Below are 17,085 nucleotides of genomic sequence, written 5' to 3'. Positions count from 1 at the left end.
TTTTGCGTCGTGCCGGTTGCAGGTGATCGACATAAAATCTGCCTCCTGACAAAAATTCCGGCCACAAAAAACCCCTCGATTGAGGGGCTCTTTGTGCAGCGCTTTCAACCAACCCGCATCAGGTCATCTGAATAATGGTTTGCATGATGGTGCTTTGGGTGGAGATGGTCTTGGCGTTCGCCTGGTAGTTGCTTTGCGCCTTGATCAGGTCGACCAGTTCATTGGTCAGGTTGACGTTGGACTCTTCCAGGGAGTTGGAGGCGACCGAACCCAGGGTGCCGGTTTCCGGTGCATCGTAGCCCGGGATACCCGACGCGTAGGTTTCTTTCCAGCTGGTGCCGCCGACTGGCTGCAGGCCTTGCTCGTTGGTGAAACTGGCGAGTGAGATCTGGCCAATAGGCTTGGTCTGGTTGTTGCTGAAGTTAGCCAGCAACACACCGCTGCCGTCGATGGTCAGGTTGGTGATCTGGCCGGTGGCGTAGCCGTTCTGCGCAGGAATCGAACGCGCGGTGTCGGCGTTGAATTGCGTGGTGTTGGTCATGGAGAGGGTGACGCCCCCCGGATCGGCGGCGGCGCCGTTGGCTGCCCACACGCCATTGGTCACCTTGCCAGGAATCCAGCCCGTGATCTTCAGGTCAGGGCTGACGATCGGCGTTGGGGTCGCCGGAGTGGTGACCGAAACCAGCTTGCCCGAGGTGTCGAACGCCATGGTCGAAGCGACCGGCGGGGACAGCGGGGTCGCGGTAGGACTAGGGTCGCTGCCGTTCGGGTTGCGACCATCGATCAGGGTGTAGGTTTTCCAGGTGTTCGCGCCAGTCTTGACCATGTACTGGTCCATGACGTGCGAGTTACCCTGAGTATCGAAAATCGGAGTACTGAACTGCTTGGTGAAGGATGCCTGCTTGCTCGGGTCGAACGGGTTGGCAACCTGATCGATATTCAATGCCGTAGAGTTCAGGTTGATCGTCGACGAAACAGTGGTGGTGGTTTTCGGCGCCAGGTTCGAGGTGTCGATGCGCAGGTCGGTCAAAATGCCATTGACGATCTTGCCATTGGCATCCACACCGTAACCCTGCAGACGCGCGGTGTTGTCGGTGTTGGTGACGTAACCTTCCTTGTCGACCTTGAACGTACCGGCACGGGTGTAGGACAGCGAGCCGCTGTTGTTCAGCACGAAGAAGCCCGAACCGTTGATACCCATGTCCAGCACGTTGCCGGTATTGCTGACGTCGCCCTGGGTGAACTGCTGGGAAACGTTGGCCAGGCGCACGCCGTTACCGATGGTTTTGCTGCCGGAACCCAGCTTGGTGGCCGAATAAACGTCTTCGAATTCTGCACGGGACGATTTGAAACCGGTGGTCGCGACGTTGGCGATGTTGTTGCCGGTTACGTCCAGTTGTTTGTTGGCTGCATAGAGACCGCTAAGGCCGATATTGAAAGACATATTCCACTCCTTTGTGCCGTGTTAGCCGGCTCTACATACCAATGGTTTTAACTTTGGACAGGGCGATGCTGCCCAGCCCGGCCAGATTGAGCATCAACTCACCGCCGGTCTGGCTGATGGTCACGCTGTTGACCGTTGCTGGCAGGTTGGTGATCAGCGATACCGCCTGGCTATCGATGGTCGTCGATGCCGCGAAGGAGTAAGTGCCCGACGTTAGGGCGTTACCCGCAGAGTCCTTGCCGTCCCAGATGAAGCTGGAATTGCCGGCTGCCTGAGCCCCTTGATCGATGGTGCGAACAAGCTTGCCCTCCGCGTTCGTGATCTTCACCGTAACTCCCGCCACCGACGCCGGGAGCACGACCTCACCGCCAAACGACTTCGAGGTATCGACCACGGCTTTGCTTCCCGGTGCGATGACCGAGCGCCCTACCAGCGACGAGGCTTGCAACGCCTGCGACGAGCTGTTGCTGGCGGCAATTTTGCTCACGCTGGTGTTGAGCGTAGTGATCCCTTCCAGGCTACTGAACTGCGCCAACTGAGCCACGAACTCGCCGTTGTCCTGCGGTTCCAGCGGGTTCTGGTTTTTCAGTTGCGTTACCAGCAACTGCAGGAACGCGTCCTTGCCCAGGGCCTTTTTGCCGGTGGCGCTGTTCGTCGCGGACGCCAGGCCATCGGCACTGGTGTTGGTCTTGATCGAAGAGTTGGCCAAGATGTTTTTGAGGCTAGGGCCACTGGTGGTATCGGTAATACTCATCTGAGTCGCCCCTTATCACTGACCGAGGGTCAGGACCTTCTGCATCATGGTTTTGGCGGTGTTCATCATTTCGGCGTTGGTCTGGAACGAGCGGCTCGCGGAAATCATGTCAGCCATTTCTTCCACCACGTTGACGTTCGGGTAGTAGACGTAGCCCTTGCCGTCGGCCGCCGGATGGTTCGGCTCGTAGCGCGCCTCAAGGTTGCTCTGGTCTTCGACTACGCCCAGCACTTGCACACCTTGACCGGCCGCGTCCTGGTTCTGGAACAACGAATCGCTGCCGCCGCTCTGACCGCCCTGGAACATGGTGGCAAATACCGGGTGCCGTGCACGGTAGGTCTGGTCGATGCTCGAGGAGACGGTCTCGGCGTTGGCGATGTTACTGGCGACGGTGTTCAAGCGAGTGGTCTGGGCACTCATGCCGCTACCGGCAATGTTGAAAACACTGGATAGAGACATGGCTTACTCTCCGCGCAGGGCTGATACCAGCCCTTTGAATTTGCTGTTGAGCAGGGTGAAGCTGGCCTGGAAGCCGACGGCGTTTTCCGCGTAGTTCGACTGTTCAAGCTGGGCGTCCACGGTGTTCTGGTCGATCGACGGTTGCATCGGCGTGCGATACAGCAGCGACTCGTCGCCATTGCCCAGTCCTTCGGCTTCGATATGACGGTTGTTGGTCATGTTCAAGGCGAAAGTGCCGCTCTTGGTCTTCTCGTTCTGCTCGGCGAGCACTTTCGAGAAGTCCAGATCCCGAGCCTTGTAGTTCGGGGTGTCGGCGTTGGCGATGTTGTTGGCCAGGACTTCGGCACGCTGAGCGCGGTAGCCCAGGGCTTGTTCGTGGATACCGAGCGCTTTATCGAAGCTGATGCTCATGTCGGGAAACCTTCGGGTGACCTGATTTTTCGTAACAGAGACAAAGCAAGCGGCGTGCCAATTCAAAAAAGGCCGTAATCCGGGGCTTTGCGGGCAGTGGCAACGTGGCAATGCCAGAAAAGCGGCAACCGATTTCCGCCGCCTGCCGCTTTTCTGCCGCTCGCCTCCCAAAAATCGCAGGCAAAAAAAACGGGAGTCCCTGAGGACTCCCGTTTTTTTATACCGTCAACGAATCACTTCGCCTGGTAAATGATCCCCGGGCTGCATTGGACCATTTGGTAATGGTCCGGCAAACCGTTCAGCGCCTCGGAAGCACCGAGGAACAGATAACCGCCTGGCTTCAACGTGCTGTGAATACGCAACAGGATGTCCTTCTTCACCTCGGCGGAAAAGTAGATCAGCACGTTGCGGCAGAACACGATGTCGAACTTGCCGAGGCTCGCGTAGCTGTCGAGCAGGTTGAACGAGCGAAACTCCACCCGGCTCTTGATTGGTGCCTTGATGGCCCAACGCCCTGGCCCTTTCGGGTCGAAGTAACGCTGAAGGCGCTCGGGCGACAGACCACGGCCGATGGCCAGACTGTCGTACTCGCCGGTCTTGCAGTTGGTCAGCATGGTGCCGGACAGGTCGGTGGCAACGATTTGCACGCCCATCTTCAACTGGCCCATGTTCACGCGCTCGAACTCATCGATCGACATCGACAGCGAATACGGTTCCTGACCCGACGAACACGCCGCCGACCAGATCCGCAGACGCTGGCCAGGGGCGGCCTTGATCGCGGCGGGCAGCACCTTGTTCTTCAAGACTTCAAACGGATAGGTGTCACGAAACCACAGGGTTTCGTTGGTGGTCATGGCATCCACTACCATCTCGCGCAAACCGCTGCGTGGCTGGGTCTGGATGCGCTGGACCAGCTCACCCAGGGACTTGATGCCTTGCTGTTCCATCAGTTTGTTGAGACGGCTTGAGACCAGGTATTGCTTGTTTTCACCGAGCAAAATGCCACAGGCTTTTTCCAGGAAGACCCGGAACTGTTCGAAATCCAAATTACCCGTAGACAAAGATGCCGCCTCTTAAATCGTGTTAACCGCCAGGGGCAGAAGGCCCCTAGCTGATGTCTGCTGCTTTGATCCGGTTGACTACCCGGGATGCCAGGTCATCAGGACGGAATTTGGCAAGGAAGTCATCGGCACCGACCTTCTTGACCATCGCCTGATTGAATACACCCGACAACGAAGTATGCAGGATGATGTGAAGCTTTTGCATGCGAGGGTCGCTGCGGATCTCGGCCGTGAGGGTATACCCGTCCATCTCCGGCATCTCGATGTCGGAAATCATCATCAGGAACTCTTCTTCCGGCTTCTTGCCCTCGTCGACCAGTTTGCGCAGGTAATCCAGCGCTTGCCGACCATCGTTCAACGCCACCACTTCAACACCGACCGTCTGCAGGCAACGGGTCACCTGCTTGCGCGCCACCGACGAGTCATCGACCGTCAGTACTCGCAAGGAAAGCGCCTTGTGCTGGGTTTCGACATCCACCACGCCGACGGAAATCGCTTCCGGTGTCGGCGCCACTTCTGCCAGCACTTTCTCGACGTCGATGATTTCGACTAACTGATTGTCGACCCGAGTCACAGCCGTCAGGTAATGGTCGCGTCCCGTGCCCTTGGGTGGCGGATGAATCTCCTCCCAATTCATATTGACGATGCGTTCCACCGATCGCACCAGGAAACCCTGGGTCTTGGTGTTGTACTCCGTGATGATCACGAAGGGATTGCTTTGATCTTTCAGCGCACCGGAACCGGTCGCCATCGCCAGATCAAGAATCGGAATGGTCGCCCCCCGAATACTTGCCACACCGCACACGACAGGACTGGATTTTGGCATCAGCGTCAGTTTGGGGCATTGCAGCACCTCCCGAACCTTGAACACGTTGATCCCATAAAGCTGCTGACCGTCAAGACGGAACAACAACAGCTCAAGGCGATTCTGCCCTACCAGTTGCGTGCGCTGGTTTACCGCATCCATTACACCAGCCATGCACAGACTCCTACACCAACGCTTAAGTGTGTTGCGACGCGCGTTCATCACTAAACGGCACGGCGCTTGCTTTTTAACTCTTATGAACACAGAACCGACATTTTTCCGACGCCTGACATCAAATGCCCGCACATTAATGTGCGCGATGTCGGCCGTTTGCCTGTTCAACGCTGGCAGCCCTGCCCTTGCTGACGCGGTTACCTTGCCTGACATACTTATCGGCGTCACCCAAGGCTTTCTTGAATTCACCGTAGAAGACTATCTGGCGACCAGTCAAACGGAAGGCCGCTACGAAATCCAGGTCAACCAGCTCGACCCACGTCTGCGCATGCCTATGTGCGACAAGGAATTGACAGCCACTCTGGAAAGTCCGGCCACGCCGCTGGGCCGCGTTACCGTCAAGGTTCGCTGCGAGGGCGCGTCGCCCTGGACGGTGTTCGTACCCGCTCAAGTGCGCCTTTTTCGCGACATTGTGATCACCACCCGCCCGCTGCGACGCGCCGGTATTGTCGAGCCCGAAGATGTGACCTTGCGCGAGCGTGACATCAGCCTGATCAACCAGGGTTACCTGACTTCTGTCGACCAGGCGATCGGGCAGAAACTTACCCGACCAATGGTCGCCGATCAGGTCATGACCCTGGTACACATGGAGCAGGCAGAAGTCATCAGCAAGGGCGATCAAGTGGTGATAACCGCCCGCAGCGGTACGCTCAGCGTGCGCATGCCGGGTGAAGCGCTGTCCAACGGCGGCTTGCGCGAACAGATTCGAGTGAAAAACCTCAACTCCCAACGGGTGATCAAGGCGCAAGTTACCGCGCCCGGCCAGGTGGAAGTGGCCATGTAGAACACTGGCGCGCCGCTCGACTGTTCCCTAGACTGTGCCCTATGCAGGGCAAGCGCTGACGCGCGCAAGCTCATTGATAAATGGGCCTAAAGTTTTTCCGGGTATGGCCGAAAACATGGCAAGCGTCCAAATACCCAGAGGTTTTTTGTCATGGTCATCGATTTCAGCCGTTTGAACAGTTCCTCATCACTTACCGGTAGTACACGTACCAGCGCAGCAAAGGAAACCGCCGAAGCCGGCAAATCCGCGCCGCTGAATACCCCGGCCGAACAGGCCAGTACCGTCAAAAGCGGGGAATCGGTACATCTCAGCAATGAGGCGCAACAGTTGCAGAAGGTCACTGACAAGCTGCGCGATCAGCCTGCCGTCGACAACGCCCGCGTGGCCGAGTTGAAAGCAGCGATTGCCGATGGCAGCTACAAAGTCGACAGCAACCGTGTAGCCAGCAAACTGCTCAACTTCGAAGCCCAGCGCTAGGCCAAGGCCCGCGCCAGGCTTTTGGACGCTTAAAACCCAAGGCCAGCCATGCACGACTCTAATTTACTGCAACTGATCACTGACGATTTTGCTCCAGCACAGCATTTGCTGGAGTTACTGCAAACCGAGTCCCTCGCCTTGCACGGTCGTGATATGCCACTGCTCGAAGAGATTCTGGCGCAGAAACAGGCATTGATCATTTTGCTCGATCAGCATGGCCGCAAGCGCAGTGAAATCCTCGCCAGCCTCAATCTGCCGACCAACCGCAACGGCTTGGAGCAACTCGCCAGCCATTCGAGCATTGGCGATCAGTTACTGGAGCAGAGCGATGTGCTGACCGATCTTCTGGCGCAATGCCAGGCGGCCAATATCAAGAATGGCCAGTCGATTCTGGTGCAACAGGCCGCGACAGCCAATCAGCTGAAAATCCTCAACGGCGGCGAGCCGCCAGCGCTCTATGATGCACGCGGATCAACCTCCATGCTTGCGAAGCCGCGCGCGCTCAGTCAGGCTTGAACCTGCTGAAAAAGCGCGCACTATCAAGACGCGAAACATGCTGGCAAAATGATGGCCAGCCATAGTCATATTTTGTCTGGAGATTGATGAACCGTGTTCAATGCCTTATGCGCGGAAGATGCTCCGCAGCCACCCAAGGTGCTCACCACGCCCCTGGAGATCTCCGGCAACCTGCGTCAGCTGCAAGACAGCCATGATCCGCTGATCATCACGTTCCATGAGCGCAGCCAGCGCTTCCAGAGTTACCTGGTGGACATTGACCGTGACAGCAACATGATGGCCCTGGACGAAATGATTCCCCGCGACGGTGAACGTTTCCTGCTGGCCGGCGAACCGTTCAAGGTCGAAGGCTTTCACGACGGCGTGCGTATTGCTTGGGAAAGCAACGGCCCGTTGACCATCGACGAATCCGGTGGCGGTCGCTGCTATCGTGGCGCACTGCCCTGCGAGGTGGTTTACCATCAGCGCCGAAATGCATTCCGTGCTGCACTGAAGCTGGCACAACTGGTCAACGTCGATCTGGGTGGTGAAAAACTCAAGTCGCCGATCAGTGGCAAGCTCCTGGACATCTCGGCCACCGGCTGCAAGTTGCGCTTCGAAGGCGACATCACGGGCAGCCTGCAACTGGGTCAGGTCTACGACCGCTTCATCGCCGCCCTGCCCTTTGGCAACATGACGGCACCGGTCGAATTGCGTTACCTGCACTTCGAAGAAAGGATCTCCATCACCTTCGCCGGCGTACGCTTTCACAACATGAGCGGGCTGGTGCAGCGTCAAGTCGAGCGGTTCGTCTATCAGCTTCAGCGCGAAGCGCGGCGCTTCGACAAAGACGACATGTAAGACGACGCATCAATAGAAAACGGGCAGTCCCTTGCGGTGACTGCCCGTTTTTTTATGCATTTTAAGGCCTGGCCTCGGTGAAACTTTGCTCGCGCCCTGCGTCAGGGTCTTCTGGAGGTGGTTCCGTTTCGGGCTCGGGCTCGGGTTCCGGCTCTGGCTCCGGGTTGATCGGGTTGTGCATCTGCTCCTGCACCACCTGCTCATCGACACGCGGGTCCAGGCACGCCACCAGTGGCGAACTCGACATGCTGTCCGGCATGGCGACGTGATGCAGCGGTGCATCGTCCACCTGATGCAGGTTGGTTACCGCTTTCGGGCGAATCCGCCACACCAGCACCAACGCGAAGAAGCTGAAGAAGGCATAGAGCATGTGGCTGCCGAACATTTTCATCAGTACCCCAGCCACCAACGGCCCGATGCTCGCGCCCACACCATAGGTCACCAGCAACATCGCCGTCAGGGACACCCGCCGATCACCCTCGACGTGGTCGTTGGAAAACGCCACTGCTAATGGATACAGGCAGAACTGCACCAACGAACATACAAACCCGGCTATAAACAGCACCTCCAACGGCACTTGCTTGATGATCGCCAGTGGCAATGCAGCCAGCGCCAGGCTGAATGCAAAACAGCGGATCAACAGTGCCCGGTCATAACGATCGGACAGCCAACCCAGCGGCCACTGCACCACCAGACCGGCGAAAATGCAGCTACCCATGAACAGACCGACCTGCTCCGTGGACAAACCTTGCTGCGAGGCGTACAGCGGCGCCAGGCCGTAGAACGAACCGACGATCAGCCCTGCCCCAAGCACCGTGCTCAACGATTGCGGCACGCGCTTGATAAAAAACCGCGGCTCCATCGGCGCGGGGTGCAACGCCGCCGGGTGAATCCGCTGGGTCAAGGCCACCGGCACCAGACACAGGGCAAAGCAAAGAGCGACCAACATCAACAGCTCCAAGCCCAGCGCCGGGTGCATGACCAGGATCAGTTGACCCAACACCAGCCCCAGATACGAGGCGATCATGTAGCCGCTGAAAACGATGCCACGTTGCTTGGCTTCGGCCTGCTCATTGAGCCAGCTTTCGATGACCATGTACTGGCACATCATCCCGAGGCCGACAATTACCCGCAGGAAGATCCAGGCAGGCAACCAGTCCACCAGGCCATGGCCCAGCACCGCCGCGCCGACAATCCCGGCGCAGGCTGAATAGGCTCGAATATGCCCGACCCGGGCAATCAGCCGATGGCCGATCTTGCCACCCAGCACCAGGCCGAAATAGTTGGCCGCCATCAACGCACCGACCCACAGGCTGTCGACGCGGTCGGCGGCCAGGCGCAAGGCCAGGTAAGTACTCAACAGGCCAGAGCCGATCAACATCATCAGCGAGGCAAAATAAAGCGCTCGAAAGGGTTTCCAGATTTGGCGCATCGGCGTTCCGAGCGGCTCCTTGCAGTGAGAATCGGGCTACCCGAAAAGATAGCCCGAAGACGATGTAACGTCAGGCCTGAGCGGCCAGGACACGGCGCTCCCAGGGAGTAATTTCATCAAAGAAGCTGGTCAACTCCATAGTCTTCGAAGCGACGTAGCCTTCGATGAACTCCTTGCCAAACAGTTCCTTCGCCAATTGACTACGTTTCAGACGCTCAATAGCGGCATGCAAGGTACACGGCAACGAAAGATTATCCGGCACTTCAAATTCACCCTGGATCGCCTCGCTTGGCTCCAGTTTGTGTTCAATGCCATACAACCCTGCGGCAAGACTGGCGGCGATCGCCAAATACGGATTTGCATCGGCCCCTGGCAAGCGGTTTTCGACCCGCCGAGCGGCGGGCGAACTGGCCGGAATACGCAAACCGGCCGCACGGTTGTCGTGGGACCAGCAGGCATTATTCGGCGATGCGAAGGGATGGCACAAGCGCTGATAAGAGTTCACGTTCGGCGCGAACAACGCCGTGAAATCCGCCATGCAGACCTGCTGACCCGCGATGAAATGACGGAAGGTCGCGGTCGGCTCACCGGCCTTATCACTGAACACGTTACGCCCGCTGCCGATCTCGACAATGCTCTGGTGAATATGCATCGAACTGCCCGGCGTGTGCGCCAGCGGCTTGGCCATGCAGACTACTGTCAGGCCATGCTTGAGCGCGACTTCTTTAAGCAGATGCTTGAACAGGAAGGTCTGGTCGGCCAACAGCAGCGGGTCGCCGTGCAGCAGGTTGATCTCAAACTGGCTGACGCCCATTTCATGCATGAAGGTATCGCGCGGCAAGCCCAGCGCCGCCATGCATGCGTAGACCTCACTGAAGAACGGCCGCAAGCCGTTATTGGAACTGACACTGAACGCCGAAAGACCGTCCTCGCGACGACCGTCCAGACCCAGCGGCGGCTGAAACGGTTGAGTGGGGTCGGTGTTGGGCGCAAAGACAAAGAATTCCAGCTCGGTTGCAACTACCGGCGCCAGGCCGAAGGCCGCATAACGCGCGATTACGGCCTTGAGTTGACCACGGGTGGACAGAGACGAGCTTTCGCCGGTCAGCTCATCCGCATCGCAAATGGCCAGAGCTCGCGGCTGTGTGCTCCAAGGCAAGCGATGGATCTGTGCGGGATCGGGCACCAGCGCCAGGTCGCCATCATCGCTGCCGTAAAAGCGCGCTGGCGGATATCCGCCCATGATGCATTGCAGCAGCACCCCCCGCGCCATCTGCAAACGCCGCCCTTCAAGAAAGCCTTCGGCGGTCATTACCTTGCCACGGGGTACGCCATTCAAGTCCGGCGTGACACATTCAATCTCATCAATGCCCGTCAATCGCTCCGCGAGTGAACAATGGCCATCGGTTGTCATGACGCAATCCTTTTTGTATGCAAGCCGCGAACGGCGACCCGTACAAAATAGGCTCCGCCTGTTCGGAATATCAAGCAGCGGCCAACAAAAAGAAACCGGTCAGGGCAGATAGAGGTTGAACACTGCGCCACCCAGCGGGCCGCCATTGCTGATGTCGGTGCGTCCGCCCACGCCATTGCGCTGATGAAGTGCGGCAATCCGCCCGGCAAAGTACAGGCCCAGGCCAGTGCTTCCGCTGCTCTGGTTGATGCCCTGCACGTAATCGGCCTGACGCTCGATCATCTCGGGAGGATAACCCTCGCCATCGTCGTTGACGGTCAGCACCAATTGCCCGGCTTCATCGCTGACGCTGATCAACACCGCGTGGCGGGCGTAACGAATGGCGTTGTTGATGCTATTGGCCAGCACCGACGCAATCAGCTCCCGGTCGAAGAAGCCCAGCGGGCTCAACGGGTCCACTTCATAGGTCGCCATAATGCCGCGACTGGCGAACACTTCTTGGTGCGCTGCCAATTGCGCTTCGATGAAGTCATCCAGCTCATGGTAGGCCGGCTGCAATGGCATCTGGTTGACGCCGAGTTTGTACAGCCCCAGCAACTGCACCAGCATGCCATTGAGATGCGCGAACTCGAATTCGATCACGCCCTGTTCCGGGGTGTGCTGCTGCGGATCCGGCAAGCGCGCCAACCATTGGCTGTGGGCCTGCATCAACATGGCCAGGGAGTTCTTCATGTCGTGCACGGTGGAGGCAATCACCGTGGAAAAATCGAGTGCCTGTTCGCTGTCGTTCATTCGTCAAACGCCTTGCTTCGCAGCTTCTGATAACGGGAATAACGCGCATCGGTGTCAGGCATCAGGCCGACCATTTTCAGGCAGGCCCGACATTCCTCCAGCTCCGCCGAAGGCACAGTGGTGTCGGTGCCGTGCAGCAGCGACTGCGCCATGTTCAGCGCGATACTGATGTTTTTCGGCTGCATCGCCAGGGCTTTGCGGAACACCTGCCGCGCTTCCACCAGGTTGCCGGTCTTGTATACCCGCACGCCCTGACGGTTGAGGTCGGCAGCGGCGTTGCCGGAATTGAGAATGCTCGGATCGTCGGTCAGCTTGGCGATGCCCTTCATCACCGTCGGGTCGTCGCCGTAGATTTCCGCGCAGTTTTTCAGCATCGAGGCTCCGGCGCTGGCCTGCCCGAGCATCTGCAGTTGCTTGGCCACCAGCAGCGCCGCTTCGGCGCTCATGAACTGCTCCATGCCATCAAGGCGCATCATTGCCTGCTCGGTGAGCTTCTCGGCGGTTTCGGCATCGTTAAGCAGCATGCTGGTGGCTTTCATCAGCCGCGCACGAATCTGCAGACCTGGATCGGTAGGGTTTTCCTTTGCCACCGCACTCAGCGTCGTGTTGATTTCCAGCCGGGTCCGGTTATCCAGGCCTTTTTCGCTGCCTTTGCTGATCAAGGCGTGGGCCAGACCCAAGTTGCTCTCCGCATCCTTGAAACGTGACTGCGCGCCCTGCGCCACCGCCTGACGATAGGCTTTGGAGGCGGTGTCAAAATCTTCGTTGGCCATTGCCAACTTTCCCAGCAGCGCTTGCCGGCGCACCGCCAGCGGCGACAGTCGAATCGCCTCCTCCAATACGTTCTGGGCAGCCTTGGTGTCTCCTTCAGCGACCAGCACATCGGCCATGCCGTCGTAGAGCGCCGGCATCATCGGGAACACTTTCAGGGCTTTTTCGTAGACGCCCTTGGCCTGAACGACCTGGCCGCGCTTGAACAGCAATTTGCCCAGACCGGCAAACGCCCACGGCAAAGGCCGATCAGCAATGATGCTGTCGTAGAGACGCTCCAGCGCTTCGTTCTGATTCAGGTCGCGCAGGGCATCGGCGCGATAGCGCAGGCACAACGGCGAGTAGCGGATGTCTTGCTTGCACAAGGCGATGCAAGCATTCAGCACTTCAACCGGTTTGCCCCGGTCAAGGGCTTGCAGGATCGGCTTGAGCAACGTCTTGCGCTGCTCCAGCCGCTCCAGACGTTGAGCCAGGCCGGAACGGTTGAACGGTTTGGTCAGGTACGCATCGGGTTCGTGTTCCAACGCACTGAGCACCATCGCCTGACTGGTCTCGGCGGTGACCATGACAAACACGGCTTCATGACTGATCAGCTTCTCGATCATCAGGTCTTCAAGCACCTGCTGACCGTTCTTCTTGCCATCGCCCAGGTGAAAGTCCTGCAGGATGAAATCGTAGGCCTTCTGCGAACACATACGCAGCGCCTGTTCACCGGTGTCTGCGGTGTCGACATCCTTGACGCCCAGCTCGCGCAGCATGGACCTGACGGAACTGCGGAAATCCGAGAAATCATCGACGATCAAAAAACGCTTTTGGTGATACGACAGCATCGAAGATTTCCAGGCAATTGAAGAGGACGAACCGTGGGAATTTTCAGGCGCGCAGATGAGCTGGAGGCAAACGCTATCAAACGATTTCGTGCGAGTCTGAAGTAACCGTTTGGGTTATCGGCCGGATCAACAGTTCTCTTGAAGAAAGGGCGCTGCATTTATTTGGGGCTGAAAGCTTTTTAGCCCCTTTACCAGCGCAGCAGCCACAAAAAAGCCCCACCAGATCACTCTGAGTGGGGCTTTCAAAAATATGGTGTCCCAGGGCAGGTTCGAACTGCCAACCTTCCCCTTAGGAGGGGGATGCTCTATCCAATTGAGCTACTGAGACACTGGTCGACCACGAAGAAAACGCGGTGCGATGGACGGCGTGCATGTTAACGGGCAGGACTGCGTTTGTCATGTCGTCCTTGGGCTTTTTAAGTGTAGGCACACGCCTTACCGAGGCGTAGCTTTGTTTACCGTGCAATTTGCATCACCGCAAAAAGTCATCATTGCAAAATGCAATGCAAGCACCACGCACAAATAGCTTAATTCATTGTTTTTAAAGAGTTTAATTGCCGTTAGACTCTTGGCATGCAGGCTGCTTGAACTGTTCTCACAGAACAACGGAGGCCAGCCTCATGAACAGCGCCCTTTTACTCTCGAATGCGATCGCCCTGGCGATTCTGTTGGGCTTTCCATTTGTCCCCGAGAGCGGTGCTGAGCCAGTTGCCCATCGCGTGCCTCATTACCTTCAACTGCAAAAGACGCCTCAATTGGCGGTTATGAGCGATGCGCGCAGCTTTGTCAGCCAAGAGGTGAGCCAGGAAGGCATCCTGCTGCCAGCTCAGTCTTCCGAACGCTTGGTTTTTTGAATCACCCCATCAGGAGCACCGCATGTCCAAATCAGCCGCTGGATTTTTCATCCTCGCCTTACTGAGCGGCATTCTTCATCTATCAGTGGTCCAGGACAGGGTCGTTACCTTGCCCCTGATCGCCTGCGGCGTATTCGGTGCGCTATTTGTGCTGGCGCTGATTGCCGGGCGCAAGATCAAGTTCGATCCGGTACTGCGTTAACCTTCAACAGGTTCAGCAGATTGACGACAGTGATGGACAGTTCGCCTGAATTGTCGAGTCGATGGATCTGAGCGCCACCGAATGAACACTCTGCCGTGAATAACCCATTGCGGTGCAGCCTTGCCTCAATCTCCTCAAGACCCTCGCGACCACGGCGCAACAGTCGTTCTCGCAGGACTTGATCCTTGACCGTCAACAGAACCGGCAACAGCGTTGGATACCGGTGCAGCGCCTCAGCCAGATGGCCGCGGGAGCCGTTGACGAGGACATGTCGGCCGTCATTGAGCCAGTGATTTATTTCGATCGGAATACCGTAATCCAGGCCATTGGCGTTCCAGCACAGCGCGAAATCGCCCTCGACTCTGTGTCGCTCGAACACTTCCCGGGAAACTCCGATCGCATCCTCACCCACTGATTCGGCCGACCGCGTAATGAACCGACGCACCACTTCACAATTGAGGGTCTGCAAAGGCTCTCGAGCGGCTTCGATAAGGCTGTCCTTGCCGGCCCCAGAAGGCCCCATCAAGTAAATCAGCCTGCCATCCATCCTGAAATAGCCTCCCACCGCATGTCTGCCCCTAGTAAATCGGCCATATGCCACTATCCTGTACAAAGTAAGGAACACTGATCGAATCCGCACAGCATGCACCTTCAGGCGTCTTCGGACATCACCTGTCGACCAGGAGGATGTGGTCAGTCAAACGGCCTGGAGCAAACTTTTCAAACCAGTCCGCATTTCTGATAACTGGTGCTGGCATAACGCCTTTATCCAGTTCAATATTTGTCACAGAATTGACGCCAATGAACTGGCTGCTTTGAGGCATGATGCGAGCCTCTATCAATTCAGGTTGAACATTTGGCCAGACCGCTTGTCCTAAAAGACATCCTGCGGCCAATCCCGAGAACCGCTCCCCTGAACTAACCGGTTAAATATATGCGCCCATTGAAACAGGCAATTTATTCCAGCCGTACGGCTGACAAGTTCGTCGTACGTCTGCCAGACGGAATGCGTGAACGCATTGCCGAGGTGGCTCGCAATCATCATCGCAGCATGAACTCCGAAATCATCGCGCGCCTTGAGCAGAGCCTTATACAGGAAGGCGCGCTGGGCGAAGAGTTGAGCATGCGTTTGGACAGCCCGGAGCTGTCATTGCACGAACGCGAACTGCTGCAACGCTTCCGCCAACTCTCCCACCGTCAGCAGAACGCTCTTGTCTCGCTGATTGCGCATGATGCCGAACTGGCCGCAGACGCTTCCTGATTCATTCTGAACGCCCAAGCCAGCTTAATCGCTGGCTTTTTTTTGCCTGAAATTCGGGCATAAAAAAACCCGCCGATTGGCGGGTTTTTTTACGTCAGCACGTCAGAGCAGGAAGATTGTCGCCAGCCCGAGAAAGATGAAGAATCCGCCACTGTCCGTCATGGCGGTGATCATCACACTGGCGCCCATCGCAGGATCGCGCCCCAGCCGCGCCAGGGTCATGGGAATCAACACACCCGCCAATGCCGCCAGCAACAGGTTAAGCGTCATGGCGGCCGTCATCACCACACCCAGAGACCAACTGCCATACAGGAGGTAGGCGACCAAGCCGATCACACCGCCCCAGACCAGGCCATTGATCAGACCTACCGCCAATTCCTTGCGCATCAGGCGCGAAGTATTGCCGGTGCTGACCTGATCCAGCGCCATGGCCCGAACAATCATGGTGATCGTCTGGTTACCCGAGTTGCCACCGATACCGGCCACGATCGGCATCAATGCCGCCAGCGCCACCAGTTTCTCGATGGAGCCTTCGAAAAGACCGATCACCCGGGATGCGATAAACGCGGTGATCAGGTTCACGGCCAACCAGGCCCAACGGTTACGCAGGGATTTCCAGACTGACGCAAAAATATCTTCTTCTTCGCGCAGACCCGCCATGTTGAGAACTTCGTTTTCGCTCTCTTCACGAATCAGGTCGACCATTTCATCGATGGTCAGACGGCCGATCAGCTTGCCGTTCTTGTCGACCACAGGCGCCGAGATCAAGTCGTAACGTTCGAACGCCTGAGCAGCGTCATAGGCGTCTTCGTCCGGGTGAAAACTCACCGGGTCGCTGGCCATGACTTCAGAAACCTGTTTTTCCGGGTCGTTTACCAGCAAACGCTTGATTGGCAAAACGCCCTTGAGGACACCGTCGTAATCGACCACGAACAATTTGTCCGTGTGGCTCGGCAGCTCCTTGAGGCGGCGCAGGTAACGCAAAACCACTTCGAGACTGACGTCCTCACGGATCGTCACCATCTCGAAGTCCATCAGCGCACCGACCTGTTCCTCATCGTAGGACAACGCAGAGCGTACGCGCTCACGCTGTTGACCATCGAGGGTTTCCATCAGCTCGTGGACGACGTCTCGCGGCAGCTCGGAGGCCAGGTCAGCAAGTTCATCGGCGTCCATGTCCTTGGCCGCAGCCAGGAGCTCGTGATCGTCCATGTCGGCGATGAGCGTTTCACGAACCGAATCGGATACTTCGAGCAGAATGTCGCCGTCGCGATCGGCCTTGACCAATTGCCAGAGCATCAGACGATCGTCCAGCGGCAAGGCTTCAAGGATGTAGGCGACGTCGGCGGAGTGCAAATCATCGAGCTTGCGTTGCAACTCGACGAGGTTTTGCCGGTGAACCAGGTTTTCGACCCGGTCGTGATGCGGACCTTCCTGGCGATGAGTCAGGTCTTCGACCAGCCGCTGACGCTGCAGCAGCTCAACAACTTGAGCGAGGCGGTCCTGCAAGCTTTCCTGCATTTTCTTTACTTCAACTTCAGACATAGGCGAACTCCACTCCCAGCAGCGGGGCACGCCGGAAGGATCAATCAGTCAATTCATGATTGGAAAAAAGGGATACTGAGTAACTACTGGGTAAGTCCATGGAGGTATTCCACAAGCCCCGGCGGGGCTGACGGGCGCAATGATACACCGCCCGACGGTTTTAATCGTTAAAAAATCGTGGCTGAAACAAGCGGTTGCA

20 protein-coding genes and 1 tRNA gene are annotated in these 17,085 nt (G+C 57.5%); 7 read left to right on the top strand and 14 right to left on the bottom strand.

Annotated features, from left to right (window positions below; translation table 11 throughout):
• Window positions 1–118 precede the first annotated feature (118 nt).
• The 6 genes from flgE to ACYZTU_RS08500 form a co-directional block, all read right to left on the bottom strand.
• A complete protein-coding gene (gene flgE, locus ACYZTU_RS08525) occupies window positions 119–1,444 on the bottom strand; it encodes a flagellar hook protein FlgE (RefSeq protein ID WP_461969376.1) in 1,326 nt (441 codons plus the stop codon).
• 31 nt (window positions 1,445–1,475) lie between these two features.
• Window positions 1,476–2,198: a flagellar hook assembly protein FlgD gene (gene flgD, locus ACYZTU_RS08520; protein WP_461969374.1), complete on the bottom strand. Its 723-nt coding sequence runs from the start codon at window positions 2,196–2,198 to the stop codon at window positions 1,476–1,478.
• A 15-nt stretch (window positions 2,199–2,213) separates the two neighbouring features.
• Window positions 2,214–2,657 (bottom strand): flagellar basal body rod protein FlgC, encoded by a 444-nt coding sequence (gene flgC / locus ACYZTU_RS08515; protein ID WP_007899122.1) that lies wholly within the window; start codon window positions 2,655–2,657, stop codon window positions 2,214–2,216.
• 3 nt (window positions 2,658–2,660) lie between these two features.
• Window positions 2,661–3,068 carry a flagellar basal body rod protein FlgB gene (gene flgB / locus ACYZTU_RS08510; protein ID WP_282375620.1) on the bottom strand — a complete coding sequence of 136 codons (408 nt, stop codon included), beginning with the start codon at window positions 3,066–3,068 and terminating at the stop codon, window positions 2,661–2,663.
• 233 nt (window positions 3,069–3,301) lie between these two features.
• Entirely contained in the window at window positions 3,302–4,129 is an 828-nt protein-coding gene (gene cheR / locus ACYZTU_RS08505) for a protein-glutamate O-methyltransferase CheR (RefSeq protein ID WP_008147958.1), read from the bottom strand.
• Between the two features lie 46 nt (window positions 4,130–4,175).
• The gene (locus ACYZTU_RS08500) at window positions 4,176–5,108 is read right to left on the bottom strand and encodes a chemotaxis protein CheV (RefSeq protein WP_282375618.1); all 933 of its coding nucleotides are present in this window, start codon (window positions 5,106–5,108) and stop codon (window positions 4,176–4,178) included.
• 82 nt (window positions 5,109–5,190) lie between these two features.
• Here ACYZTU_RS08500 and flgA point away from each other — a divergent pair, with 82 nt between their 5' ends.
• The 4 genes from flgA to ACYZTU_RS08480 all read left to right on the top strand — a co-directional run bounded on the left by flgA (window position 5,191) and on the right by ACYZTU_RS08480 (window position 7,785).
• Window positions 5,191–5,952: a flagellar basal body P-ring formation chaperone FlgA gene (gene flgA / locus ACYZTU_RS08495; protein ID WP_461969372.1), complete on the top strand. Its 762-nt coding sequence runs from the start codon at window positions 5,191–5,193 to the stop codon at window positions 5,950–5,952.
• Window positions 5,953–6,102: 150 nt separating this feature from the next.
• Complete coding sequence (gene flgM, locus ACYZTU_RS08490; RefSeq protein ID WP_129437605.1) at window positions 6,103–6,429, top strand: flagellar biosynthesis anti-sigma factor FlgM; 327 nt, start codon at window positions 6,103–6,105, stop codon at window positions 6,427–6,429.
• Between the two features lie 48 nt (window positions 6,430–6,477).
• Entirely contained in the window at window positions 6,478–6,945 is a 468-nt protein-coding gene (locus tag ACYZTU_RS08485; protein ID WP_449643384.1) for a flagella synthesis protein FlgN, read from the top strand.
• Window positions 6,946–7,038: 93 nt separating this feature from the next.
• Window positions 7,039–7,785 (top strand): flagellar brake protein, encoded by a 747-nt coding sequence (locus ACYZTU_RS08480; RefSeq protein WP_461969370.1) that lies wholly within the window; start codon window positions 7,039–7,041, stop codon window positions 7,783–7,785.
• Window positions 7,786–7,846: 61 nt separating this feature from the next.
• On the opposite strand, the gene ACYZTU_RS08475 is transcribed toward ACYZTU_RS08480, so the two are convergent.
• The 5 genes from ACYZTU_RS08475 to ACYZTU_RS08455 all read right to left on the bottom strand — a co-directional run bounded on the left by ACYZTU_RS08475 (window position 7,847) and on the right by ACYZTU_RS08455 (window position 13,352).
• On the bottom strand, window positions 7,847–9,217 hold the full coding sequence (locus ACYZTU_RS08475; protein ID WP_461969368.1) for an MFS transporter: 1,371 nt from the start codon (window positions 9,215–9,217) through the stop codon (window positions 7,847–7,849).
• Window positions 9,218–9,287: 70 nt separating this feature from the next.
• Window positions 9,288–10,529: a glutamine synthetase family protein gene (locus ACYZTU_RS08470; RefSeq protein WP_461970990.1), complete on the bottom strand. Its 1,242-nt coding sequence runs from the start codon at window positions 10,527–10,529 to the stop codon at window positions 9,288–9,290.
• 201 nt (window positions 10,530–10,730) lie between these two features.
• The gene (locus ACYZTU_RS08465; protein ID WP_461969366.1) at window positions 10,731–11,423 is read right to left on the bottom strand and encodes a sensor histidine kinase; all 693 of its coding nucleotides are present in this window, start codon (window positions 11,421–11,423) and stop codon (window positions 10,731–10,733) included.
• Entirely contained in the window at window positions 11,420–13,024 is a 1,605-nt protein-coding gene (locus tag ACYZTU_RS08460; RefSeq protein ID WP_461969364.1) for a response regulator, read from the bottom strand. The genes ACYZTU_RS08465 and ACYZTU_RS08460 overlap by 4 nt, the downstream gene beginning before the upstream one ends.
• Window positions 13,025–13,275: 251 nt before the next feature.
• Window positions 13,276–13,352, bottom strand: a tRNA-Arg gene (locus tag ACYZTU_RS08455).
• A 292-nt stretch (window positions 13,353–13,644) separates the two neighbouring features.
• On the opposite strand from ACYZTU_RS08455, the gene ACYZTU_RS08450 reads away from it, so the two are divergent.
• Complete coding sequence (locus ACYZTU_RS08450) at window positions 13,645–13,878, top strand: hypothetical protein (RefSeq protein ID WP_461969362.1); 234 nt, start codon at window positions 13,645–13,647, stop codon at window positions 13,876–13,878.
• A gap of 22 nt (window positions 13,879–13,900) precedes the next feature.
• Window positions 13,901–14,080: a PA3371 family protein gene (locus ACYZTU_RS08445; protein ID WP_461969360.1), complete on the top strand. Its 180-nt coding sequence runs from the start codon at window positions 13,901–13,903 to the stop codon at window positions 14,078–14,080.
• Here the strand turns inward: ACYZTU_RS08445 and phnN are convergent.
• Both phnN and ACYZTU_RS08435 read right to left on the bottom strand, forming a co-directional pair.
• A complete protein-coding gene (gene phnN / locus ACYZTU_RS08440; protein WP_461969358.1) occupies window positions 14,055–14,627 on the bottom strand; it encodes a phosphonate metabolism protein/1,5-bisphosphokinase (PRPP-forming) PhnN in 573 nt (190 codons plus the stop codon). The two genes, ACYZTU_RS08445 and phnN, sit on opposite strands and share 26 nt — an antisense overlap.
• Window positions 14,628–14,748: 121 nt before the next feature.
• Window positions 14,749–14,904, bottom strand: coding sequence for a hypothetical protein (locus ACYZTU_RS08435; protein ID WP_461969356.1), 156 nt, complete (start codon window positions 14,902–14,904; stop codon window positions 14,749–14,751).
• A gap of 110 nt (window positions 14,905–15,014) precedes the next feature.
• Here ACYZTU_RS08435 and ACYZTU_RS08430 point away from each other — a divergent pair, with 110 nt between their 5' ends.
• Entirely contained in the window at window positions 15,015–15,341 is a 327-nt protein-coding gene (locus ACYZTU_RS08430) for an Arc family DNA-binding protein (protein ID WP_028620557.1), read from the top strand.
• Window positions 15,342–15,443: 102 nt separating this feature from the next.
• On the opposite strand, the gene mgtE is transcribed toward ACYZTU_RS08430, so the two are convergent.
• Window positions 15,444–16,886, bottom strand: coding sequence for a magnesium transporter (gene mgtE, locus ACYZTU_RS08425; protein WP_461969354.1), 1,443 nt, complete (start codon window positions 16,884–16,886; stop codon window positions 15,444–15,446).
• Window positions 16,887–17,085 lie beyond the last annotated feature (199 nt).

It is taken from the genome of Pseudomonas sp. HLT2-19-2 (assembly GCF_054898005.1).
Note: the sequence above shows the minus strand (reverse complement) of the source record. Positions and strands in the feature narration are given on the sequence as shown.

Coding starts and splice junctions, on each gene's coding strand:
- flgE (WP_461969376.1), bottom strand. CDS start 1,444: ATGTCTTTCAATATCGGCCTTAGCGGTCTCTATGCAGCCAACAAACAA.
- flgD (WP_461969374.1), bottom strand. CDS start 2,198: ATGAGTATTACCGATACCACCAGTGGCCCTAGCCTCAAAAACATCTTG.
- flgC (WP_007899122.1), bottom strand. CDS start 2,657: ATGTCTCTATCCAGTGTTTTCAACATTGCCGGTAGCGGCATGAGTGCC.
- flgB (WP_282375620.1), bottom strand. CDS start 3,068: ATGAGCATCAGCTTCGATAAAGCGCTCGGTATCCACGAACAAGCCCTG.
- ACYZTU_RS08500 (WP_282375618.1), bottom strand. CDS start 5,108: ATGGCTGGTGTAATGGATGCGGTAAACCAGCGCACGCAACTGGTAGGG.
- flgA (WP_461969372.1), top strand. CDS start 5,191: ATGAACACAGAACCGACATTTTTCCGACGCCTGACATCAAATGCCCGC.
- flgM (WP_129437605.1), top strand. CDS start 6,103: ATGGTCATCGATTTCAGCCGTTTGAACAGTTCCTCATCACTTACCGGT.
- ACYZTU_RS08485 (WP_449643384.1), top strand. CDS start 6,478: ATGCACGACTCTAATTTACTGCAACTGATCACTGACGATTTTGCTCCA.
- ACYZTU_RS08475 (WP_461969368.1), bottom strand. CDS start 9,217: ATGCGCCAAATCTGGAAACCCTTTCGAGCGCTTTATTTTGCCTCGCTG.
- ACYZTU_RS08470 (WP_461970990.1), bottom strand. CDS start 10,529: ATGACCGCCGAAGGCTTTCTTGAAGGGCGGCGTTTGCAGATGGCGCGG.
- ACYZTU_RS08465 (WP_461969366.1), bottom strand. CDS start 11,423: ATGAACGACAGCGAACAGGCACTCGATTTTTCCACGGTGATTGCCTCC.
- ACYZTU_RS08460 (WP_461969364.1), bottom strand. CDS start 13,024: ATGCTGTCGTATCACCAAAAGCGTTTTTTGATCGTCGATGATTTCTCG.
- ACYZTU_RS08450 (WP_461969362.1), top strand. CDS start 13,645: ATGAACAGCGCCCTTTTACTCTCGAATGCGATCGCCCTGGCGATTCTG.
- ACYZTU_RS08445 (WP_461969360.1), top strand. CDS start 13,901: ATGTCCAAATCAGCCGCTGGATTTTTCATCCTCGCCTTACTGAGCGGC.
- phnN (WP_461969358.1), bottom strand. CDS start 14,627: ATGGATGGCAGGCTGATTTACTTGATGGGGCCTTCTGGGGCCGGCAAG.
- ACYZTU_RS08435 (WP_461969356.1), bottom strand. CDS start 14,904: ATGCCTCAAAGCAGCCAGTTCATTGGCGTCAATTCTGTGACAAATATT.
- ACYZTU_RS08430 (WP_028620557.1), top strand. CDS start 15,015: ATGCGCCCATTGAAACAGGCAATTTATTCCAGCCGTACGGCTGACAAG.
- mgtE (WP_461969354.1), bottom strand. CDS start 16,886: ATGTCTGAAGTTGAAGTAAAGAAAATGCAGGAAAGCTTGCAGGACCGC.